24 protein-coding genes are annotated in these 22,403 nt (G+C 68.6%); 17 read left to right on the top strand and 7 right to left on the bottom strand.

The window, feature by feature from the left end; translation table 11 throughout:
- Positions 1–2 precede the first annotated feature (2 nt).
- From ABZ794_RS18180 to ABZ794_RS18155, 6 genes are all read right to left on the bottom strand, one after another.
- On the bottom strand, positions 3–1,898 hold the full coding sequence (locus ABZ794_RS18180; protein WP_357516455.1) for a tetratricopeptide repeat protein: 1,896 nt from the start codon (positions 1,896–1,898) through the stop codon (positions 3–5).
- 1,165 nt (positions 1,899–3,063) lie between these two features.
- Positions 3,064–3,714, bottom strand: coding sequence for a GNAT family N-acetyltransferase (locus tag ABZ794_RS18175; RefSeq protein ID WP_357516453.1), 651 nt, complete (start codon positions 3,712–3,714; stop codon positions 3,064–3,066).
- A gap of 8 nt (positions 3,715–3,722) precedes the next feature.
- The gene (locus tag ABZ794_RS18170) at positions 3,723–4,283 is read right to left on the bottom strand and encodes a hypothetical protein (RefSeq protein ID WP_357516451.1); all 561 of its coding nucleotides are present in this window, start codon (positions 4,281–4,283) and stop codon (positions 3,723–3,725) included.
- A gap of 467 nt (positions 4,284–4,750) precedes the next feature.
- Positions 4,751–5,428, bottom strand: coding sequence for a GPP34 family phosphoprotein (locus ABZ794_RS18165; RefSeq protein WP_357516450.1), 678 nt, complete (start codon positions 5,426–5,428; stop codon positions 4,751–4,753).
- Between the two features lie 10 nt (positions 5,429–5,438).
- Positions 5,439–6,452 carry an acetamidase/formamidase family protein gene (locus tag ABZ794_RS18160; protein ID WP_357516448.1) on the bottom strand — a complete coding sequence of 338 codons (1,014 nt, stop codon included), beginning with the start codon at positions 6,450–6,452 and terminating at the stop codon, positions 5,439–5,441.
- Complete coding sequence (locus ABZ794_RS18155; RefSeq protein WP_357516446.1) at positions 6,449–7,855, bottom strand: APC family permease; 1,407 nt, start codon at positions 7,853–7,855, stop codon at positions 6,449–6,451. The genes ABZ794_RS18160 and ABZ794_RS18155 overlap by 4 nt, the downstream gene beginning before the upstream one ends.
- A gap of 268 nt (positions 7,856–8,123) precedes the next feature.
- Here ABZ794_RS18155 and ABZ794_RS18150 point away from each other — a divergent pair, with 268 nt between their 5' ends.
- From ABZ794_RS18150 to ABZ794_RS18075, 16 genes are all read left to right on the top strand, one after another.
- Positions 8,124–9,356 (top strand): helix-turn-helix transcriptional regulator, encoded by a 1,233-nt coding sequence (locus ABZ794_RS18150; RefSeq protein WP_357516444.1) that lies wholly within the window; start codon positions 8,124–8,126, stop codon positions 9,354–9,356.
- A gap of 3 nt (positions 9,357–9,359) precedes the next feature.
- On the top strand, positions 9,360–10,076 hold the full coding sequence (locus tag ABZ794_RS18145; RefSeq protein ID WP_357516442.1) for a creatininase family protein: 717 nt from the start codon (positions 9,360–9,362) through the stop codon (positions 10,074–10,076).
- A gap of 270 nt (positions 10,077–10,346) precedes the next feature.
- The gene (locus tag ABZ794_RS18140) at positions 10,347–10,781 is read left to right on the top strand and encodes an NUDIX domain-containing protein (protein ID WP_357516440.1); all 435 of its coding nucleotides are present in this window, start codon (positions 10,347–10,349) and stop codon (positions 10,779–10,781) included.
- A 166-nt stretch (positions 10,782–10,947) separates the two neighbouring features.
- On the top strand, positions 10,948–11,556 hold the full coding sequence (gene folE / locus ABZ794_RS18135; protein WP_357516438.1) for a GTP cyclohydrolase I FolE: 609 nt from the start codon (positions 10,948–10,950) through the stop codon (positions 11,554–11,556).
- Entirely contained in the window at positions 11,553–12,275 is a 723-nt protein-coding gene (queC, locus tag ABZ794_RS18130) for a 7-cyano-7-deazaguanine synthase QueC (RefSeq protein ID WP_357516436.1), read from the top strand. The genes folE and queC overlap by 4 nt, the downstream gene beginning before the upstream one ends.
- A complete protein-coding gene (locus ABZ794_RS18125) occupies positions 12,276–12,656 on the top strand; it encodes a 6-carboxytetrahydropterin synthase (protein ID WP_357516434.1) in 381 nt (126 codons plus the stop codon).
- A gap of 11 nt (positions 12,657–12,667) precedes the next feature.
- Entirely contained in the window at positions 12,668–13,408 is a 741-nt protein-coding gene (locus tag ABZ794_RS18120) for a 7-carboxy-7-deazaguanine synthase QueE (protein ID WP_357516432.1), read from the top strand.
- Positions 13,409–13,586: 178 nt separating this feature from the next.
- Positions 13,587–14,375, top strand: a complete 789-nt coding sequence (locus ABZ794_RS18115; RefSeq protein WP_357516430.1) for a reverse transcriptase domain-containing protein — start codon at positions 13,587–13,589, stop codon at positions 14,373–14,375.
- A gap of 13 nt (positions 14,376–14,388) precedes the next feature.
- Complete coding sequence (locus ABZ794_RS18110) at positions 14,389–14,976, top strand: SUMF1/EgtB/PvdO family nonheme iron enzyme (protein WP_357516428.1); 588 nt, start codon at positions 14,389–14,391, stop codon at positions 14,974–14,976.
- Entirely contained in the window at positions 14,973–15,458 is a 486-nt protein-coding gene (locus ABZ794_RS18105; RefSeq protein WP_357516426.1) for a DUF6884 domain-containing protein, read from the top strand. The genes ABZ794_RS18110 and ABZ794_RS18105 overlap by 4 nt, the downstream gene beginning before the upstream one ends.
- A gap of 2 nt (positions 15,459–15,460) precedes the next feature.
- Entirely contained in the window at positions 15,461–16,495 is a 1,035-nt protein-coding gene (locus tag ABZ794_RS18100) for a glycosyltransferase (protein WP_357516424.1), read from the top strand.
- Positions 16,492–17,424 carry a radical SAM protein gene (locus ABZ794_RS18095; RefSeq protein ID WP_357516422.1) on the top strand — a complete coding sequence of 311 codons (933 nt, stop codon included), beginning with the start codon at positions 16,492–16,494 and terminating at the stop codon, positions 17,422–17,424. The genes ABZ794_RS18100 and ABZ794_RS18095 overlap by 4 nt, the downstream gene beginning before the upstream one ends.
- Entirely contained in the window at positions 17,421–18,008 is a 588-nt protein-coding gene (locus ABZ794_RS18090; RefSeq protein WP_357516420.1) for a phosphoribosyltransferase family protein, read from the top strand. The genes ABZ794_RS18095 and ABZ794_RS18090 overlap by 4 nt, the downstream gene beginning before the upstream one ends.
- Positions 18,005–19,102, top strand: a complete 1,098-nt coding sequence (locus tag ABZ794_RS18085; RefSeq protein ID WP_357516418.1) for a glycosyltransferase family 4 protein — start codon at positions 18,005–18,007, stop codon at positions 19,100–19,102. The genes ABZ794_RS18090 and ABZ794_RS18085 overlap by 4 nt, the downstream gene beginning before the upstream one ends.
- Positions 19,102–19,974 (top strand): 5'-3' exonuclease H3TH domain-containing protein, encoded by an 873-nt coding sequence (locus tag ABZ794_RS18080; protein WP_357516416.1) that lies wholly within the window; start codon positions 19,102–19,104, stop codon positions 19,972–19,974. The genes ABZ794_RS18085 and ABZ794_RS18080 overlap by 1 nt, the downstream gene beginning before the upstream one ends.
- On the top strand, positions 19,971–20,588 hold the full coding sequence (locus ABZ794_RS18075; RefSeq protein ID WP_357516415.1) for a PIG-L family deacetylase: 618 nt from the start codon (positions 19,971–19,973) through the stop codon (positions 20,586–20,588). Before ABZ794_RS18080 ends, ABZ794_RS18075 begins: the two co-directional genes overlap by 4 nt.
- Positions 20,589–20,646: 58 nt before the next feature.
- Here ABZ794_RS18075 and ABZ794_RS18070 read toward each other — a convergent pair whose 3' ends face one another.
- Entirely contained in the window at positions 20,647–20,769 is a 123-nt protein-coding gene (locus ABZ794_RS18070) for a hypothetical protein (RefSeq protein ID WP_357516413.1), read from the bottom strand.
- A 257-nt stretch (positions 20,770–21,026) separates the two neighbouring features.
- On the opposite strand from ABZ794_RS18070, the gene ABZ794_RS18065 reads away from it, so the two are divergent.
- Positions 21,027–22,400, top strand: a complete 1,374-nt coding sequence (locus ABZ794_RS18065; RefSeq protein ID WP_357516411.1) for a helix-turn-helix transcriptional regulator — start codon at positions 21,027–21,029, stop codon at positions 22,398–22,400.
- The last annotated feature ends 3 nt before the right edge of the window (positions 22,401–22,403 follow it).

Here is a 22,403-nt window from a genome sequence, read left to right as displayed (position 1 = left end):
GTCTATGCCCTGCCCCGCGAGCGGCGCCCGCCCATCAAACTAACCACCTGGTCGCGCAGGTTCTGCAAATGTCGAGTCGTCGGGTGCTCCGGCCCGAGTACTTTACGACTGTCACGGAACGCCTCGTCCACGAGCCGGCGGGCTTGTATGACCCGGCCCGTGCTGGCAAGCGCGCTGACTAGGCTGAAGAGAATGACAAAGACGTCGGGATGGGTGGGGCCGAGAACGCGGCGACTTCGCTCCAGCAGTTCCGTGAGAAGGTCTCGTGCGCGTGTGTAGTCACCGGCTTTGGCGTACGCGCGGGCCAGGTTGTTCTCGGTGACGAGGGTGTTTGGGTGATCCCGGCCGAGGACCGTGGCGCTCGTCGCTTGCGTCTGCTGGTACAGCGCGATGGCCCGGTGGAGATCGCCGGCGTCGGCGTACGCGCCGGCCAGGTCGCTCTGTGCGATCAACGTTGTCGGGTGATCGGCTCCGAGTACCTGGATCGAGTCGTTCAGTGCCTCCTCGTACAGCGGTATCGCCCGACTCAGGTTCCCCGCGCTATGGTAGGCACCGGCCAGGCTGTTTCGCCGCCTCAGCGTATCCGGATGGTCAGGACCGAGAACGCGTACGCTGCCGGCGAGCGCCTGCTCGAAGAGATCAGCGGCCTGACTCATCTCACCCACTGACAGGTAAGCAGTCGCGAGGTCACTGCGGGTTCGCAGCGTGTCAGCGGAATCTGGTCCCAGCGTGGCCAACCGCTCCGCGAGAACACGCCGATAGAGGTGAAGGGCCTCTTCATACAAGCCCACCTCAACCAAGGCTCCGGCGAGGTCGTTCGCGGTGCGCAGGGTGTCCGGATGGTTCGGTCCGAGCACCTCGGTCCGGGCGTTCATCACTGTTCGGTACATCTGAATTGCACGGTCGAACTCACCAAGGGATTCGAGCGCGCCGGCCATGTCGTTCTGAGTGCGAAGGGTGTCCGGGTGCTCCGGACCGAGGACGCGTATGCGGTCATTCAGCGTCCGCTCGTAGACCGCTCTGGCTCGGTTCGCGTCGCCGTTGGCTCGGTAGGCGCCCGCGAGGTTGTTCCGGGTGCGCAGGGTGTCGGGGTGATCGGAGCCGAGGATCCTTTCGCTGTCCGCGAGAGTGTCCTCGTAGATCGCGATGGCTTCCGACAGGCGGCCGGCCGACCGATGCGCGTTGGCGAGGTCGTTTCGCGTGCTCAGGGTCTGCCGGCTGTCCGGCCCGTACTCCGACTTCCGTTGACGAAGTTGCACGTCGAGCGCCGGAATCGTGGACCCGGGCCTCGCCGGTGCTGTCGTGACCGAGTCCAGCTCGACGAGTGCTTGGTAGAGGCGGTATCGGAGGTCGTCTGGGCTGCGTACGCTGGCGTACGCGACGTCCCCACTCAGTCTGTCCCGGAACGCTTGTTGCCGCTGCGTATTGTCGGCATCGACGTAGAACGATCGGGGCGCAGGCACGTCCAGATCCTCGTCGACGAGGAAGGTGAGCCGGGTCAGTCCGGACTCGCCTGCCAAGTTGAAGGTCCGCTCGACTTCGGGTCCGTAGTGGAAACCGACGAGGGATACGAGGACATCAACGCCCTGCAGGAGTTGATCCGGCTGGAGGTTTGGCGCCTCCGTCAGGTCGATTAGCTCGTGACCGACCTGACGGATAGCCTTCCGGGCGGCCTCGACGAACGAACCGCCTGCGGGAACGGCGCGCAGTTCCAGCGTATAGCTTAGACAGACCCGCCATGGCCCGCCGGCCCTTGCACCGCGGCCCTGGTCGGGCTCGAACCGGGAATATTCACCGAAGACGTTGTAGTGCTGATTCTGGCCACCGACCTGGATTCCCTGGGCGTGATCGACAGTCACGCGATACTCCAGAGGAGGCGCAGGATCATCGTTCGCCACGCAAACCTCCACCGCGCTGGTCCGGCCCTCGCGCTGACATCAGCAAAGGCCGACCAGCAGGCTAGGAGTGACAACCGACGTGCCGTCCGCGACCAACCGTAACGCTCGACCGCACGGGGCCCGCACCTTCGGCGGGCGCGGGTGATGCTTGCGGGGCAGGTCATGCTGGACACTACCCGTGCCAATTATCTGTGGGAATGGTCCAACTATCTGCACTACTGCGTCCCCTTGAAGGATGTGACGGCAGGTGTCGTGGTGGACGAGAACCTGGAGGAGGAGCTGAGCCGGAGGACCATGCGGCGCTTCAAACTGAAGGCGGGAACCTGGAAGGGATCGTGGCGAGGCGAATCTAAACCGGGATCCCCATTCCGGGGGGCCGCAGGGCTGAGTCCGGTTCAAGGGGAGACGCTGGCGCCCGGCTCGACGAGAACAAGAATGTCCAGCTGGAGTCAGCGGATGAGAGGTGCCGCTGCGGCGAGTTGCAGGCCGTCGAGAGCGTGCCGCGGTCTGCGGCTTGGTTCGACATGAGGGCAAGGACGCTGGCGGCGAGGCCTGGATCTGAGGCCGCGTGCGAGGTACCTAGCGCGGTGAGGTACCAGCGTTGCGCGAGGCCGTCGTGTAGGCGTCGAAAGCCATGAGGGTCGTGGTCTGGGCGAGCTGTGCGAGGGCTGCGGCCGATAGCGTCCTTGTAGGAAGCGCGGTGCGACGGCGCAGAACTGGTCGGGGACGAAGTCGCGAGCGGCGCCACCCTGATGGTCGTCGAGCTGGTGGGATTGGGCGGCGACGGTGTCGATCATGGCTATTAGGGCTGGGCTGATGGGATCGCCCTTCCCAGCGTCGGCGATCGAATCCGAGACAGGGTGGTGCAGCGCGGTCCAGGCCGTGGCGGTTAGTGCGGCGCCGGTGACAGCGATAACGGTGCGACGGTCGGCACTGGTCCCGTCACGAGGCTGAGCGGTCCGTCGCTGTCCGAGGGTAGATCCTGGCTCGTCGGCGGCGCTGGGGGCGGGTGTGCGGCCGCCCGGCACATGGCCGCTCTGGAGCGGATGCCGGTGACAAACCTGGTCTTGGCCGCCCGTCTCAAGGCTCACGCGATGGGGACCGTTTCGCCATGTCGCCGTCACCAGGGCGGCAATCAACTCTCCTCCTTCGTGACCCGCACGGGTCATGGCAACGCTTCGATGGCTGGCCGGCCCCTGGTCTCGCTGGTCCTGGTTGGCTGGATACCGCCGTGGAGAGGGCTGCGGCGCATGGAACAGATGACCGGACCTTCGGGCAATTCAATCGCCGGTCCTGAGGTGTAGCCATGCTGGACATGCAGGCCCTGGGCATCGGGGGTGGTGCTCGTCCAGGACATTAGGTTCACATGGTCGAGCCGGCGGCGATGGTGGCTGAGCAGGGACGTGCCACGTCCGGACCGCCTGGCGCTGGGCCGCACGGCGAGGAACGCGAGGTGGTAGTGGGGCTCACTGGGTCGGTCTTTGGCGAGTAGCCGATCGAGTAGGTCGAAGCGATCGCTGTGGGGGCCTGCGGCATCGCTGAGGCGGGTGGGGTAGTTCCCTGGTGGCGGGATGGGCCGGTATCGGTGGAAGCCGACGGTGGCGGCGGTGGCGTCGTCGGTGAGGTGGACGTCGCCGTAGAACATGGCGTGCTCGACCCAGATGGCGAGGACGTCGGTGAGGATTCGACGTCGCGGGCCCGGGTCGGGGATCAGCCATGTTGCGAGAGGGCTGGGATGGAGGGCGTCGGCGATGAGTGCGGCGACGTGGTCTTTGTCCGCCCAGCGGGCGGCGCGGATACGCGGGACAGTGTCCATGGGGTTCCTTAGAAGGCTCTTGGTTGCGGGGTCAGGAGGTGCTGCTGCTGTTGGCGCGGGTGTGGACGAGGAAACAGGTGGTAGTCGTCGACCAGGGGGCCGGTGCGGTCGCTGCCTGGTGGTGGTGGTGTGAGTGCTGCTCTTTCGTAGGCGAGTAGTTCGCCGGTGGTGGGGTTGAGGATCAGCAGGAAGCGGATGTCGTCGGAGGTGGCGCTGACGCCGATGCCGGTTCGGCCCGCCCGGTCGGTCACCGATGCGTGGTGAGTGATGCCGGGGGTGTCGTTCAGGAAGGTGAGGATCGCGGTGCGGGCGGCTTGGTTGGGGGTGCGCCAGCCGAGCAGGCTGGCGAGGCCGCGAATGACGGCGGTGGGTCCGAGGAACCGCGGCTGGTTGGCGTTGATGTGCGCGGTGAGCGCTGCCGGGTCGGCAGCGATCGGACCGATGGGTCCGTCCAGCTCGCCGGGGTCGTAGGTGCTGTCGTCAGTGGGCTGGTTGCCGCCGGGGTAGCGGCTGCGAACGACGCGTCCCGAGGCGTCGTCGGCACGCCAGCGATGCTCTTCGAACAGCACGATCCTCGTGGTGGTGCTGTTGCCCGCGATCGTGGTGTCCGTGGCCCATTGCAGCAGGTGGACGCAGGCGAACCGGCCCGGGATGGCATCGCAGCCGGACGGCCCCGCCGTGACCGCTGTGAGAGCCTCCCGCGCCGGGGACGACGCCGGCAGACGCGTCGGCGACGGGTCAGGTTTCTGCTGTGCGCGTGCCTTGAGCTGGGCCGCAGTCAGGGCAGCGGGCGACAGACACGGCGCCACGGCTGGGAGAGACGCGGCGCCGCTGGAAGGCGAGGGTGCGGATTGGGTCGGCTCAGCGGTGCCCGTCCAGATCGGGATGGCCGTGGCGGTAGCGAGCAGGCCAAGCGCGCAGACGGCGGCAGTGACCTTCAGGGCTCGCCGGCCCACCGGGTGGGGCTTGTCGGTCGGGGTTCGCAGGTGGGGCAGGTTGTTCACGGTCAGCTTTCTTGAGGTGAGGTGACTTGGGGCTAGCGGTAGGCGGCGGTGGCGAGGTCACCGACAGCGGCGTCCACGGCGGCGGTGATGTCGCGTACTGGCTGGTAGTGCTGCGCGGCGATGGCTTTCAAGCGGCTGGTCAGGGTGGTGATGTCGTCGTCGAGGTAGAGGTGGTGGGTGAGGCCGAGGTCAGCGACGAGGCCGGCGAGGGCGGCGGTGTGGTTGTTGGGTTGTTCGTGGCCGGCGGCGAGATAGCGCAGTCGGGAACGGGCGATGACGGCCCATTTGGTGTCGGTCGCGAGATAGGCGTCGGTGCGCATGAGGCCGCCGAGGCGTCGCTTTGTGTGCTGGCGCAGGATCCCGCCGGCAACCAGGCGAGCGCGGGTGCGGTCGTACAGATCTTCGGAGAACCCCCGCAACCACCCGCGCAGCGGTGGGTGGGCGTGGCGGATGGTGGCAGTCGCGGCGTCGGCGATCAGGTCCCCGACCGGGCGGTCGATGTGCGGGTGGACCCGTTGGTGGCTGGCCGGGCGGGTGTCGTCGTTCGGGTCGAGGGTCACCCGCCCGGCCAGGTACAGGTCGATCAGGACCGCGCCCGCCAGCCCGAGGGCGAGGGTCGGCCGGTGCACGTGGGGGTGTCCGGTGTCGTCGTCGTGGCCGAGGAGGAACAGCTCATCGCGCAGCGGCAGGCGCGGGATCGACGCGGTCATCAGCCGGCTCCTACCGCAGCCCGGCGGCGAGCCGCCGCAACCGCTCGTGCGCCCCGCCATAGGCGGGCCCGGGGGCGGGGAGCAGGGCTTTGTCGATGGCGGCGAGGACGGTGTAGTTGGGGTCGCACACGTTGCCGATCGGCGCCCGCCCCGCCTGCGACACAAGCTGGTAGGCGTCCAGGGTTTCCAGGCCGGTCAGGGCGCTGGCCCATCCGACGAGGTCGTGCTGGGCGATGCGGTAGGCGTCCTCCAGGGGCCTCGCGCACCCGATGGTCAGGATGTCCCGGTCGGTCTCCAACCGAGGCCACCGCGTGCTGACGCCTTTGATGACGTCGATGGCGAGAGTGGTGGTCGTGGCGATCTCCACGCCGACGCCGCAGGCCTCGCCCTCGCCCTGGCGGGCGTGCCCGTCGCCGAGGGCGAGCATCGCCCCGTGGACGTTCACCCTCAGGTAGAGGGTGGTGCCGGCGCGCAGGTGCGGGGTGTCGAGGTTCCCGCCGTGGGTGTCGGGCACGAGTGTGGATCGGGCTTCGAACCCGCCGGGGGCGACACCGATCGTGCCGATCATCGGATCCAGCGGCAGGTCCACGCTGTGGTCGCTGCGGGTGGCCTCGAACCGGACAGTCCCGGCCTGCCGGTCGATGCCGTACACCCACACCCGCTCCTCCAATGGAGGCTGCAGAGTGGCCGTGTGGGAGGTGGACGTCAGCGCCCCGAAGTGCGGAAACGTCGACGACACACCCCAGTCCCGGGCCGGGGTGATGGCGGCGAGGTGGACGGCCAGGGTGTCGCCGGGCTCGGCGTCCTCGACGAAGAACGGCCCGGACACCGGATTGAGGTACGGCATGCGGCACACCTGCGACGGCAGGTCCGCCGGCCCCCTCACGAGACCACCGAAGCAGTCCTCCGTCACGACGGTGAACACGTCACCGCCGCGCACATGCGCCACCGGCATCCGACCGCCGAAGGTGTACGCCAATTCGTCTCGGACCGGCCGGTAAGTGAACCTGTCCATGCCGGTCACACCCGCTCCACGTGACGCGCCTGCGGCTGCGCGGGCGCCAACCCCGACAGTGCCGGCCGGCGGCCGGACAGGTACAGGCCAGCCAGGACGATGACACCGAGGGCGAGCCAGGCCAGGCCGAGGCGTTGGGCGGCGATGTTGGCGTTGACGACCACCCACACCAAGATGGCGAAGCCGATGGCGGGCATGACCAGGTGCGCCCACCAGTTACCGCTGCGCTCCCGGATGAGGTGGTGCACCACCACGGAGACGTGCAGGACCAGGAACGCGACCATCGCCCCGAAGTTGATCAGCGACGACAGCAGGGTGATCCCATCCGCACGGGTCGCCATGTACAAACCCAGCGCCAGGGACACCGCGCCGGTGAGCAGCGTCGCGTTGATCGGCACGTTGCGCCGGATCGACACCTTCGCCAGGAACGACGGCAGCTGCCGGTCCCGGGCCATCGCGTACAGCAGCCGAGACGTGGCGACCTGCGCGACCATCGAGTTCGGCAACCCCCACGCAATCGCCGTGGCCACCGCGCACACCGTCGCCAGCCAGCCCCCGCCGGCCACGGCAGCGGCGTCGTAGAAGGCAGTCCCGTTGGGATCGCCCTCCGCGAGAAGGGTGCCGGGGTCGGGGCCGAGCATCGCGGCGAGCCACGTCTGCGCGACGAACAGCACCCCGGCCAGGATAAGGACGGCGGCCATGGCGCGGCCGATCTGCCGGGAGCTGCCCTTGGTCTCCTCAGCCAACATCGAGATGCCGTCGAAGCCCAGGAAGGACAACACGGCGATCGACACCGCACCCGCCACCAGAGACCAGGTGAAGGTGTCGGCGTTGTAGAACGCCGCCCAGCTGAACCGACCCTTGCCGGTCGCGAGGGCCCAGACTGCGACGGCCAGGAACACCGCCAAGACGATCAGCTCGCCGATCAACATCACCCGCGTGACGACTGCGGTCATGCGGATCCCCACCGAGTTGACGACCGTGTTGACCGCGACGAACCCGAGCAGCCACAGCCACACCGGGACCGCCGGGACCGTGGCGTGCATCGCCACCGACGCCACCAGATACAGCAGCCCCGGCACGAGGACGTAGTCGAGGAGGATCACCCAGCCGGCCAGGAACCCAACCGGTGGGCTGATGCCCCGGCCCGCGTAGTTATAGACGCTGCCCGACATCGGGAACGCCCGCACCATCTGCGCGTACGAGAACGCCGTGAACACCAACGCCACCACACCGACCGCGTACGCGAGCGCCACCATCCCGCCGGAGCCGGCGTAGACGCTGCCGAAGATCGCCATCGGCGCGATCGGCACCATGTACACCAGCCCGTAGGCAAGTAGATCCCTGAACCGCAGTTGGCGGCTCAGCTCCTGACGATATCCATATCGCGACAGGGCATTCTGGAGACTCATTAGACTCCTCAGGTATTTGAGTCCTGGTTCGCAGCTGGTCCGTCAGCTATGACAACTACTCGTTGGCCCGAGAACCGCTGCTGATGATTTGCCTGGCATGCCGGGGGTATTTCAACGACGAGAATTGCGTACCGAGCCAGATGAGTCGATAGCGTTGATGCGGACAGGCGGTGTTGTCCGCATGCGACTGTCCGCGTAGCGTTCGAGCACGTACGGTGAGGCCCGTCTGACTGCGGCAGCGGCGGGCAAACGGCATCCAGGAGTACCGGTGGCGCAGGTTCCGCGACGACTGACCCCGCATCGATCAGTGCTGCATGGGTATGGCGCCGCGCTGCGACAGTGGCGCGAGTGCCGCGGGCTGTCCCAGCGCGCTCTGGGCAGGCTGGTGCACGTCAGCGGGGACCTCGTCGGCAAGGTGGAGAAGGCTGAACGTTGGCCGTCCGCCCGCCTGGTCGAGTCGTGCGAGGCCGCGCTGCAGACGGGTGGCGAGCTGGTCGCCTTCCTGTCGGACCTTGAACGTGAGCGTCGATTGACCGGCGTCGGCTACCGCCTCGCCGGCGGTGCGGACGGCCAGCTCGCGGTCGTCATGAATCATTCCGAGGAGACTGACCTGCTCCGCTCGTGGCACGAGCAGCTCGCCAGTCTCGCCACAGCCGGAAACCGCACCGGATATGCGGGGATGGCGTCCACCGCCCATGCGCAGATCAGTGCCGCAGCCACCATCGAGCGACGGAGCAGCTCAACCGACCGTCGAAACGTGCTCATCGCCCAGGCGATGTGGGCCGAGTTCCTCAGTTGGATCGACGAGCAGAGCGATGCCGCCGAGGCGGACGCATGGCTGCGACGCGCCCAGCAGCACGCCGTCGAGGCCAACGCGCCGGCGCTGGCAAGCTACGTCCTGATGAGGCAGAGCCAACGCGCTCTCGAACGATTCGACCCGCGTCAAGCCGCTGCCTTGGCGCAGCAGGCTCTGGACGAGGTCCGGTTACCGGGCCGCATTCGCGCTCTGCTGCTGGTTCGTCAGGCTCAGGCTTTCGCGATGGGCGGCGACCAGAACTCCTGCGTTGCCAGCATCGACGAGGCGCACAGGGTTGCCGGCAGCGCCGACTGGGACTCGGAACTGCCGATCGATGTTGGCGTCCACTGCAACCCGGTGTACGTGACTGCCCACGAAGCGCAGTGCCGTCTACTGCTTGGCCAGCCGGCGGCGGCAGCCGATCTCTACGAGCAGCTTCTTCAGGACTGGCCAAGTCAGTGGCGTGTCGACGAGGCCCTATGGCGATCGGCCCTGTCCACCGCCTACGTCAACAGTGGCAACGTCGAACGCGCCGCGACCGAGGCCACCAACGCCCTGACCTTGGCCGCTGGTACCTCCTCCGGGCGGGCCCTGCGCTGGTTGAACCCCACGGCGGTGGCCCTTCGACAGCAGCCAGCCGTTCCTGAGGCGGCGGCCTTCGTGCTCGCCTATCGGCAGGCGACTCTCGAAGCGTGTAACCATTAGCCCGTGGACCTCATCACCACGGCAACGAGCACCGACGAGTCCGAGCGGGCGGCGTCCGTCGCGATCCTCCCAGTCGGGAGTTTCGAACAGCACGGCGCCCACCTGCCGTTGCTGACGGACACCATCGTGGCATGCGCGATTGCGAAGGCAGTCGCTGAGCGCTACGACCTCTTCCTGCTACCGCCCGTGACGATCTCCTGCTCCCACGAGCACGCGGCGTGGCGTGGAACGGTCAGTATCAGCGCCACCACCCTCGCCGCCGTAGTCGTCGACATCGCCACCTCCCTGCGTGAATCGGGCATCGATCAGCTCGCCGTGATCAACGGACACGGCGGGAACTACGCACTTGCCAACGTCGTTCAGGAAGCCAACGTCGCCGAACCTCGGATGACTCTGTTCCCCGCTCGGGCCGACTGGGACGATGCTCGACTGGCCGCCGGCCTGCACAGCACCGCCCACCAGGACATGCACGCTGGCGAGCTCGAGGTTTCACTCCTCCTGCACGTCGCGCCGGAGGTCGTGCGTGATGGCTTCCAGCATGCCGACCACGTAGCGGACGACCGACGTCACCTCCTCACGCGGGGCATGGGTGGGTACACCACCAGCGGCGTCATCGGTCTGCCGTCTCACGCCACCGCAGCCAAGGGCAAAGCCGTACTCGAGGACCTTGTCCGCTCCTTCGCCGATCACTACGGCCTCCTGCCGGGGCCCAAGGCATGACCAGGAATTGACGCTGGCGGTCCGGGCGCTGCGTTTCCGGATCACTGACCGGACGACGGCTGGCATCGTCACTCCGATCGAGGCCGTCATGCGGACAAGTGCTGTTGTCCGCATCCGGGTCACATCAATGGTGACGTCGATGGCTGTCTAATGGTCGACGGGAGGCGCTGACGACAGATCGATCGTCGTTCGAGCGGGCAGATGGTGCCCCGCATCAGCGCTGTAGGGCGCGGACCGATATCGAGGTTCGACGTCGAGCGAAAGGTCGTCATGCCCGAAAAGGTCGTGTCACACAAGGCGCTCTGCTACATCGTGCGGAATGGGCTGCTGCTCGTCTTCCGGCACACGAATTACAGCTACGAAGAGGTGGGCCTCCAGGTGCCGGGCGGCACTATCCGCCCCGGTGAGGCTCCGGAGGATGCCGCGCTGCGCGAAGCCCGCGAGGAGACCGGGCTCACGGACCTCAAGGTCGTCCGCAAGCTGGGTGAGTCCGAGTACGACATCAGGCCGCTGCGGTTCGAGATCCAGCACCGACACATCTTCCTCCTGGAGCTCTTCGAGCCCACGCCCAGGCGCTGGTCGAGCCAGGAAGACCACGACGGCACCCAACTGCCGACCCAGTTCGAGTGCTTCTGGGTGCCGTTGACGGCAGGGCACATCCTGCAATCCGGCCAGGGCACGCTCCTGGGCCGGATCTTCGACTGACGGATCTGCCTCGGCGCTCGGAGTGCCTGCCAACTCCGAGCAGGACGCCGTGATCCCTGCCTCGATTCAAAGAGCGTCAGCTTCGAGCCGGCGCAGCACGCCTCGAATGTGAACCCGTCTGGACTCCGCAGCGCTGGGGCGCTCGGACCTTCAAAAAGGAGTAGGCATGACAGTGATCGAAATACGACCCTCTGCGCCCGTTCAGGTGGCGAGGGCAGACGTCGCCGCGGCGGTAGCCGCCGCTGAGCGGATGCTGGCCGCGCTCGGCGTCGACACACAGGTCGAGCACCTCCGGCGCACCGCGGAACGGATGGTGCTGTCGTACGGCGAGGTCCTGACGCCGGCGCCGTTCGAGGCGACGGACTTCGTCAACGACGCGAAGCATCAGGGCTTCGTGATCGTGCGGGACGTGGCGTTCGCCGCGATCTGCGCCCACCACCTGCTGCCGTTCGTCGGCTCGGCGACCGTGGGATATCTCCCGGGCGCGCGGTTGTTGGGGCTGTCGAAGCTGACGCGGTTGGTTGAGCACGCCACGCGAGGGTTGCAGGTCCAGGAGAACGTGACGCAACAGATCGCCAACGGACTGCAACAGGTCGTCCCAGACAACGGCGGAATGGGGGTGATTGTCGAGGCGGAGCACCTGTGCATGACGCTGCGCGGAGCTAAGGCGCGCGGCGCCTCAACGGTGACCTCGGCGTGGCGCGGCGCGCTGGAACGCGATCTCTCGGTGCGGTCGGAGTTCCTCAGCCTGGCGGGGCGGGGGTGGCGGCCGTGACCGCTGCCGTGTTGCCGCTGGTCACTCCGGTGCCCGCGCACGTCGTCGTCATCGTCTCCGGTGGCATGGACAGCACCGTGTTGGCGTACGCCCTGCAGCAGGCCGGGTCGACGGTGACGCTGCTGTCGTGCGACTACGGGCAGCGGCACCGCCGCGAGTTGGACTATGCGGCACGGACCGCCGAGGCCTTGCACGTGCCTCACGTGGTGGTCGACCTGACCGGCATCGTCGGTGTGCTGACGGGCTCGGCTCTCACCGACGCCCAGGTCGATGTGCCGGACGGGCACTACACCGATGCTTCGATGCGCGCCACGGTCGTACCGAACCGCAACGCGATCATGCTCGATGTGGCCGTCGCCCGCGCGGTCTCCGCTGGTGCGGACGCGGTCGCGTTCGGTGCCCACGCCGGTGACCACCCGATCTACCCTGACTGCCGACCAGCCTTCCTTGCCGCGTACGAGTCGACTGTCCGGCTCGCGAACGAGGGCTTCCTGCCCGCTGGCTTTCGGGTCGTCGCGCCGTTCATCGACTGCTCGAAGGCCGACATCGCCCGGCTCGGGGACACCATCGGCGTGCGGTTCGCCGACACCTGGTCCTGCTACAAGGGCGGCGAGCGGCATTGCGGGACCTGCGGCACGTGCGTCGAGCGGCGCGAGGCGTTCGCGATGGCGGGCGTGACGGACCCGACCGAGTACGCCAACACCTCAGGGGTGATCTAGGTGTTCCGCATCGGCAAGCAATTCCGGTTCGAGGCCGCGCACTCGCTGCCCGACCTGCCCGAAGGGCACCAGTGCGCGCGCGTCCATGGCCACAGCTACACCGTCGAGGTGCACCTCGTCTCTGACGGCGCGCTGACCCGACCCGGGTTCGTCGTGGACTTCGCCGAACTCGGCCCGTTCAGCGCGCATGTCCGCGACCACTTCGACCACCGCGACCTCAACACCGTGCTGGACGCACCACCGACGAGCGAGCACCTCGCCGCCTACTTCTACCAGTGGTGCCGCCACCATCTGGGACTACCGGAACCGGCTCGTGTGGAGAAGGTCCGGGTGTCGGAAACGGCGTCCACGTTCGCCGAGTACGGGCCAGGCCTGCCATGACAGCCCCGTCCATGCCCGCCGTGCCGCCATTTCCAGCCGGCTCGCCTGCGGTGCCGACGCGGCCGTTGCTGGTCGCGGAGACATTCGGCCCGACCCTGCAGGGCGAAGGACCGAGCACCGGCCAGCAGGCATTGTTCCTACGGCTGTCGCGGTGCAACCTCTCCTGCCCACGCTGCGACACCCCATACACGTGGGATACCTCCCGCTTCGATCTCCGCGCGCACACGACCCACCGCATGGCCGAGGAGATCATTCGGTGGGTGTTGACACAGCAGACACGGCTGCTGGTCATCACCGGCGGCGAGCCGCTGTTGCAGCAGGACCGGCTGCTGCCCGTGGTGGACGCGGTCACCGCTGCGGGGCGACGGGTAGAGGTCGAAACCAACGGCACGGTCGTTCCCCTGCCGGCACTTGTCGCATCGATAGGCGCGTTCAACGTGTCTCCGAAGCTTTCTGGCTTCGCCGGACCGAGGGACGGTCGGCGGCGGATCAACCCGGACGCGCTGTCGGCACTGGTCGGCTCGGGCCGGGCCGTGTTCAAGTTCGTGGCCGCCGACACAGCGGAGTTGGACGAGATCGCCCGACTTCAGGAGCAGTTCGGGCTGGACCCCGTCTGGGTGATGCCCGAAGGCACCACCAGTGATGCGGTCCTAGCCGGAATGCGGGACCTCGCGGACGCGGTCCTAGCCAGAGGCTGGCACCTGAGCAGCCGCCTGCACGTGTTGCTGTGGGAGGACACCCGTGGCCGCTGAATCACCGGACTCACGCAGGTCAGATGGGCTTGGACGGGGCCGTCGTTCCCGCCGCGACGGGCCGCGCGTGTGGGGGAGCGGCCCTGCGATCGTCGGCGGCGGGATCGTTCCTGCCGTCCAAGCGAACCCCACGATAGCCCAACCCGCCCCACCTGTGCAGTCCCCGGCGCACTCCCTCATGCCGTACCTGGTGGACCTGCCGCACCTGGTGGCGGCGGCTCGGCTGTGCATGCGCCGTGCCGGCGCACCGGGTGCTGACGGCGTCACCTGGGCCGGCTACCGCAGCGGGCTACGACCGCGCCTCGGTGAGCTGTCCGACCGGCTGCGGACAGGGACGTGGGAGCCGGGCCCGCTACGGCACGTGGAGATCACCTCCTACACGGGCAAGGTCTTCCCGGCGGTGATCCCAACGGTGGAGGACCGCATCGTGCACCGGGCGATGCGCCGCGCAGTCGAGCCGATCATCGAGCACCACGTCCTGGCGGACTGGGTATCGGCATACCGGCCGCGCCGCAACCGGATCACCGCCCTGCGCCAAGCCGAGCAACACCTGGCGGCGGGCCGGCAGTGGGTCGCCGATGTCGACGTGGCCGGTGCCTCGGCAGGCGGCAGCACCGACCAGCTCGTGGACTGGCTCGCCGTCCACGTGGCCGACGGCTCGTTCCTGCGGCTGTTCCGCCGCGTCGTCGAGGCGCTGCCGACGCCGCTCGTCCCAGGCAGCGGCCTGTGGCCGGTGCTGTTTCACCTGCGCCTGTCCCAGGTCGACGCCATGCTCACCGGCTGGCCGGTCGTGCGGTTCGCGGACAACTACCTGATCTTCGCGACGGACGACGCCGGTGCGGTCGCCGCGATCGACGCCCTCACCGCCGCCCTCGCCAACTGGCAGATGGAGCCGCACCCGCGCAAGAGCCGCGTCCGGGCACCGCACCAGGCCAACACCGAAGACCTCTTCCTCATCGACGGATAGAAGGAGCCGACCGATGACCATCACGCACACCGGACCGCTCGTACGCCCCCGTAGCGTCCGCTGGATACACGTCCCTGCCGGTACCTGCCTCTACGGCGACGCCCGCAAACCCCGTCCCGTGCCTGACCTCCTCGTCGCGGAGACGCCACTGACCGCCGCCCAATGCGGCGTCGGTGAAACCGACCTGCCGATCACCGGCATCAGCCACGGCGACGCCATCGGCCTCGCCGCCGAAGCAGGCGGGCGCCTGCCCACATCGGTGGAGTGGGAATGGATCGCCGCCGGACCGAGTCGCCGCCTCTACCCGTGGGGCGACGAACCGTGGACCCCCGACCGCGCCCTACTCACGGGGACCGGACAGTCCCCACGTGCCGCCCAGCCGGTCGGCCGGTACCCATCAGGCGCCACGCCGCAGGGCGTGCTGGACCTGGCAGGCAACGTCTGGGAATGGACCGCCAGCACCGCCATGGGCCTGGGAAAGATAATCAGAGGCGGCTCGTACGCCTCCCCACCGCTGTATGCACACACCACCTTCCTCAACGCCGCCCCCGTCGAACGCCGCAGCCCCGGCATCTCCGTCAGGCCGGTGCGCACCCCATGAACCTCCCACGCCTGCGACTCGCCCATACCGCCCACGCCGATCCGGCAGAGCTGGTCATCGTCGGCTGCTCGGCGGAGAAGACGCCCACGACCACGCCGCTGCCTGCCCTCGACCTCTACGACGGTGGTTGTGTGCCGCACCTGCGTGCCCGGCTTGGTCACCTGCCGCACCAGCGCAGCCGGGTCCGATTCCTGTCTGCCGAGCACGGCCTCGTCACCGCCGACACCCACCTGCACACCTACGACCGGCCCCTCGACCCGGCCCGCGCCGTCGCGCTGCGCCCGCGCGTCAGGGCTCAGCTGCAAGCCGACCTGCTCACAGACCGCATCCCCGACGACATCCTCGTCATAGCCGAACCGCCCTACCTGGTGCTCCTCGCCGACCTCCTCGCCGATCCCCACCGGCCGCGTATCCACTGGATCCCTGACCACGCCACCGGCTGGCCCGAGGCCGCCAAGGTCCTCGACGCGTGGGGGTGGTGAGCGTGCCCACCACCCTCAGCGAGGCGCTAGCCGCCACCGCCAACGATTACCGCCACATCACCGCGACGTTCACCCACCGCACCGGCCTGGACTGGCACGCCCCGACTCCGCCGCAGCTCGGAGCCGGCGCCCGGCTCAGCGTCGTCATTCCCGCCTGCGACACCGCCCATAGTCTGGCACCGGTTCTCGACGCGCTCGCTGAGCAGCACACTGCGGCGACCGTCGAGGTGATCGCGGTCGACGACGCGTCCACCGATGCCACCACCGAGCTGCTCGCCGAACACCCGCGCGTCGACCGGGCCGTCCGCCTGCACGCCCGCTCGGGCGCGGGAGCGGCCCGCAACGTCGGAGTCCACCTCGCCACCGGCGACACGATCGTGTTCCTCGACGCCGACATGGTCCTACGGGACCACGTGCTGGCAGACGTCGCCGCCCGCGCCCGGCATCACACCGTCCTCGTCGGCTTCCGGAACAACATCCCCTACCTGGCCGACGCCAACGGCTACCCGGTCGTGCCGCCCGGTGAGCCTGACCTCGACGCGGACCATCGAATGCGATGGACCCCACCGGCCGGTGTGCCGATGTTCTACACCGGCCAGGTCTACCCGACGCCGTTCGTCGGCAGGCCACTACAGGACACCCGCGATTTCATCGACCTCGGCAACGGTCGCACCTACTACGACTGGGACCTGCCCCGCATGGCCGTGACCGCCCTCGTCGCGGTGCCTCGCCGGGTGGTGCTGGACGTCGGCGGCTTTCACCCCGCGTTCGGTGCCGAGGGCTGGGGCGCCGAAGACACCTACTTCGGTGCGGCCCTCATCGGCCACGGCTGCTTCGTCATCCCGCTGCGGCAAGCCCGAGGTTGGCACATCGATCCACCCGATCCCGCTGCTGCCTGGAAGGCCAAGCTCGCCGGTGTCGCACCCCGAATCGCCCTCTACCGGCAGCTCTGCGCGCAGCCGGCGCCCACCGGCCGCGCCGCGGACCTGGCCGAGCGCGCCGGCAATCTGCTGCGGACGGCAGAGACCCTGCGATGATGCGAACTTTCGCCGCCCACGGCGACCTCATCCACGATCCCGCATCAGGGATGACACACCGCGCTCCCACCCCCATCGGGAGCGGCCGAGTCACCCTCGCCCAGGCCACGGTGACCGGCTGGCCACCCGTTGCGCCCGGTGACCTCGGGCGGTCTACCCCCGACAGCATCTGCTGGTCGCCGATCGTTCGATGCAACCTGCACTGCCCGCAGTGCCTCGACGACACCTCAGTGAAAGAGGCGGACACCACCGAACGGCACCGGGTTGCCCACGTCCTCGCCGATGCCGACGTCCTCGGAGTCGATATCTCCGGCGGCGAACCGCTGCTACTGCGAGACCTGCCCAGGCTGCTGGACATCGTCCGGGGCGGGCGCCGCAGTGCCGTCTCCATCACCACCAACGGCTGGCACCTGGCGCGACGCGCCGCCGAGCTGGTTGGGCACACCGACGCCATCCGGGTCAGCCTCGACGGCCCCGACGTGGCCCGCCACGACGCCATTCGAGGACCGCTCAGCTTCGCCAGAGCCATCGAAGGCATCCAGACCGCGGTCGATCTGCGCATCCCCGTACAGATCCAGACCGTACTCATGCGCCGCACCGCCGGCTACCTGCAAGAGATGGTGGACCTCGCCGCCAGACTCGGGGCCTGCGGTTTCAGCGCCCTGCAGATGCTGCCCATCGGCGCCGGCACCGCTCTGCCCAACGAACTGCTCAGCGACGACGAAGCCCTGACCCTGTTCACCGCACTGGACGTCCCCGAGCGACTCAACATGCGGCTGCGTACCCGCGACGTCGCCGGCAACTTCACCGTCATCCGCGCCGACGGCCGAGTCTGGCGCAACGACATCACCGCCCTCAACATCGGCGGCCTGCACCCCCTTCGCAGCGCCACCGACCTCGCCCTCAGCGCTCGGGAAGGCACCCCATGAACATCTCGCCGGCGCACCAACCACCTGCCCGCCCGCGCACATTCCGCCACCAACGGATCCTCCGCATCCAGCTTGACGCATACGACCGGGCGATCGAGGTGCTGGCCGACACCGTCCGGCAGCGGAACTGGCCTATCACCGCCACAATCGGCATCGCCAACGGCGGCCTCGCCCCAGCACGGGGCATCAGCGAACTCCTGCATGTCCCGAGCTTCCACGTCGACGCCAAGCACAACTCAACCGACGCCACCTACACCGAAGCGACCGGCACCGTCACCTACGACCTCACCCCTCTCACCACCCGACCGGCCGCGGGCAGCCTGGGGGGCACTGTTCTCGTCGTTGATGACATCTGCGGTACGGGTGCCACCTTCGCCACGCTGCTGCCCGAACTCACCGCATACCTCGGCCCGGACGTAGCCCTGCGCACCGTGGCGTTGTGCCGCAACACTGGGAGTGTCTTCGACCCGGACCTGTGGATCTGGACTGTCGACGACTGGGTCTGGTTCCCCTGGGAACCAACACTCGCCGCCGAGATAACGATCGAGGACCTGCCTATCCCGAGCCGGGTACGGACCGCATGACCATCGCGTTCGTCCTCGCCTCCTGGCGGCCCGATGTCCCGGCCGGGATGGAACGCGCCGTCATCGCGCACGCCGTCGGCCTCCAGCAGATCAACGCTGAATCCGTCATCGTGACCGCCGACCCGGCGGCGCCACCGACCTACCGCAACGTACCCATCGAGCGGCTGCGCAGCCTCGACGTACAGTTCCCGTGCGACGACGCCACCCTGCGCGCGGCGACCGACGCATCCGCCCCCGCCATCGGCGAGGAGCTCGAGCGGCTGTTCCGGCGACGTCAGGTACGCGCCGTCGTCTACGTCGACGCCCTGTGGGGACTCGGCCGGATCATGCCGACCCACCCCAGCATCCGCACCGTCCTCGCCGCACACGTCATCGGCCACGACGTAGATCTTCAAGCAGCGCTGGCCCGTCGCCCTGATGCCGTCATCGCGCCCTCAGCCACCGTGGTGACCGATGCGGCAGCCCGCGGCTACGACAGCAGCAGCTGGCGCGTGGTGCCGAACACCCTGCTCGCCGTGCCCGAGCCCCGACCTGGCCGTGACCGCGAGCATCTCCGGGCCAGCGGTCCCGTTCGCGTCCTTGCCCGGCTAGGACCGGAAAAGGGCGTCGCTGAACTGCTCGAACCGATCAACGTCCTCGATCGGCCCATCGAAGTCGCGCTCGCCGACGCACCATTCGAGCTGGCCGCTGGCAGCCAGGAACAGGTACGCCGCAGGTGCCGCGCCCTGGTCGCAGAGACGCCCGGCGTGACCCTGCTGGGCGGCCTCGACTGGCACGAGGTCTCGCCCTGGCTCGCCGACGCCAGCGTCGTCATCGTCCCGTCCCGGGCCGAAACGTTCGGCCTCGTCGCGCTGGAAGCCATGGCCGCCAGCACTCCGGTCGTTGCCTACGACGTCGGGAACCTGCCCCACCTGATCGGCGACGGTGGCGCCATCGTGCCGTACCGGTCCCGTCCCGACAGCCTGTGGCGCGCCGCCCAGCACCTGCTGGCCGACCCGATAAACTACGCCGCAGCATCACGGGCCGCGTACTACCGCTCGCGGGACTATTGGCCCGCCCTTGTCGCTAACCAACTCTTGAAGGTGGTGAGCTGATGGGCGGCTCTGTCCTGCCATCCGCACCCGAACCCTGTCCGCTCCTGCTCGTCGACGGACACAACCTGCTCTGGGGCGCCACCTTCGGCTTCCCCGCCGAAATCCGCTCCCGTGACAAGACACGCCTTCTCACCGGGGTATTCGCGTTCTTCGCCCTGCTCCGCGTCGCCATCCGCGAAGACCTCAGCGACCAACCCGAGGTCATCGTCGTGTTTGACGGACAGTACGGCGGCAGCGACCGCAAAGAGGTCGACCCCACCTACAAGGCCCAACGGCCCACCGATCCGGCCGCACTGGCCCCGATCCAGTTCCTCCCGGACGTCAAGCGCGGCCTCGACCGGCACGGCATCGTCTGGGCCGAACTCGACCACGCCGAAGCCGACGATGTCATCGCCACACTCGTCCGCATCACCCCGCCACCCCGCGAGATCGTGATCATGTCCCGCGACCGCGACTACTACCAGCTCGTCACTGATCGCGTCCGCGTGCTCAACACCAAGATGCACCCCGGCAAGCGCTATATCGGCCGCGCCGACGTCTTCGCCCGCCACCAGGTCACACCCGCCCAATGGGCAGACTTTCGCGCGCTCACCGGCGACCCCGCCGACAACATCCACGGCATCCACGGCATCGGCGCCAAGACCGCCGCCACCCTCCTCGCCGACGGCCTCAGCCTCGACGACCTGGCAACCTCCGGCCGCCTGGACACCGGACGGGGCCGCTTTCTTCGGGAACAGCTCGGCCTGGCCCGCAAATGGCGGGACATGATCCGCCTCAACCACGAGCTGGACGTTCCCGTCATCCCCACCGGCCAGCGGAGTCAACTCCTGCCCACACCGGCGGAGATCGTTGAGGGACTGGGCCTGTGGTGACGCCCGGCTCCGTCCTGCTCACCCTCATGGCGCACCCGGACGACGCCGAACTGTGGGCAGGCGGCACCATCGCCCGCCAGGTCCGCCACGGAGGCACGGCCGTCATCGCCGTACCCCACCACGATGCAGTCCGCGACGCCGAGGCCACAGTCGGCGCACGCCTGCTCGGGGCTGATCTCTACCTCATGGACCAACTCTCTGTCTCGACCGTCGCCAACGTGCTGAGGGAAGTCCGCCCCGACGTACTGATCACCCACCCGACGAACGACATCCACCCCGAACACCGCCGATGCGCCGAGGCGGTCCTCAGCGCCCTGCCCGACGTCGTCATCACTACCGGGCACCCAACGCGGGTCTACCACTGCGACGGCTACAACAACCTCGACCAGCACGGCCGCCCAATCGACCTGCCGATCATCGTCGACGTCGGTGACCAATGGCCCACCAAGCTCGACGCCCTTCGGTCCCACACCTCCCAGCCGATCCTCGATCACTTCGGGCCGATGGCCGAGGCGCTCGGGAAGCTGCACGGCAGGCGGATCAACGCCGCGTACGCGGAGGCGTTCCGCGCAGTGCCAATACTCGGCCGCTTACCAGCGGCCACCGGGCTTTGACTGCGTGGCTCAGAGGCTAGAACGAGCGATCGCCAAGGGCACAGACGCGGCGGAGTCCTCAGCCGGTCGCGACCGCGGCCACCGCCGAGCGGCAGTGAGCACGCTCGGCTTCAATCGCCTGCGCGACATGAGCCGCGGTGACCTGCGGCATCAGCGGCACGAGCACGGTCAGCCAAGGCACGCTGGCGAGCCTGTCCGGCTCGGGGTGGCCCTCAGCACTACCGGCCGGTCCTGCCCCCGCCACGAGGACCGGTGGGTGTTGTCGTAATCCCCGCATCCGGCTCCTGCGCGATTCTTCGCTCAACGCCCACGACCAGCCTCTTTAGGCAATGGCCGCGTCTCTTGCCGGTGACAAATCGTAGTAACATCAGCGTTCGTCGACCTCTGCCGCCTCTGCACCTGGATGCAGTAGCTGCGACGCACTCGAAGGGATGCGCCATGGGGCAGACGCCGCGGGCGTTGGAGGCGTTCGCGTCGCAGCGCCACTTCTTCGGCGCCGAGCTCCGTCGCCTGCGCGAAGCGGCCCAGTGCTCGCAGGCGAAGCTCGGGGCGATGATCTGCTTCAGCGCGGACCTGGTGCGCCGGGTGGAAACAGCGGACCGGTTCCCATCCCGCAAGTTCGCTGAGGCGTGCGACGCGGCACTCTCGGCTGACGGCGCTCTCACGCGGATGTGGCCGCTAATCGAGGAAGAGCGTCGCAGGACCCGAACGATTCCAGGAACGGCCAGCCCTTCTGCGGGCGGCACCGCAGACCACCCGAAGGTTGGCGAACGCGCCGAGCTGGTCAGGCGGGTGCCTTTTCAGCCCGGCGTCCTCGATCGCGCCGCATTGGAATGGCTGACCGCTGAAGTCGGCTCGCTGACGCATAGGGTCGACGCTCCGGCCCGTTCGGGGTGGGTGTCGGAAGAAGATATCCAGGCTGCGGAGACCTCGCTGGCGATGTTTCGCGAGCTGGACCACACCTTCGGGGCCGGCCGAGTCCACGCCCAGGTGCAGCACTACATCGAGGGCGAACTCAACCAGCTGCTGGCGGCCTCGCCCGCGAACGAGGCCGTCCGTGTCCACCTGCAAGGGCTCGCGGCGGGATTCTTTGAGCTGTGCGGGTACCAGGCGGTCGACACCGGCGCCTACGGTCTGGCCCAACGCCGTTATCTACGCGCCCTCCGGCTGGCCCAGTCCGCCGGTGACCGCGTGTACGGCGGATACCTGCTCGCGGTCAACATCGCTCATTTGTCCCTGCATTGCAACCACCCCGAGCCCGCGCTACGGATGGCGCTCGCGGCATTGACGGGCAGCGAGACCCACGCCACCCCGGCCGTGCGGGCGGCGCTGCACGCCGTGGCCGCCCGCGCCCAGGCCCGCCTCGGGCGCGAGGCGGCCTGCGCCGCCCACCTCGGCGTCGCGGAACGGCAGCTTGCCCGTAGCCGGGCGGGCGAGGAGCCGCCGTGGATTCGCTACTTCACCGCCGCCTACCTGGCCGACGAACTCGCCCACTGCTTCCACGACCTCGGCCAGCCCCGGCAGGCGCAACGGCACCTCGGCGCAGCCCTCGCCGGGCTTCGTCCGTCGCACGTGCGCCGGCTCGCGATCGACACCGCGCTCCTCGCCTCGTCATTGGCAACGGCCGGGCGGATCGACGAAGCCTGTGCCACAGCGCGCACTGCGGTTGACCACGCCGCCGCGACCCTGTCCCACCGCTGCGTGCAACGCATCGTCGACGTCCAGGTCGACCTCGATCCCTACCGGGGCGAGCCGGAAGTGCAGGAACTCGGCGAGTACGTGCGGCACCGGCTACCGTCCGCAGTGGTGTAGCCG

This window comes from Micromonospora sp. NPDC047187 (genome assembly GCF_040643355.1).
GTDB lineage: Bacteria > Actinomycetota > Actinomycetes > Mycobacteriales > Micromonosporaceae > Micromonospora > Micromonospora salmantinae.
The sequence above is the reverse complement of the archived record's forward strand: the minus strand, read 5'-3'. Positions and strand labels throughout refer to the sequence as shown.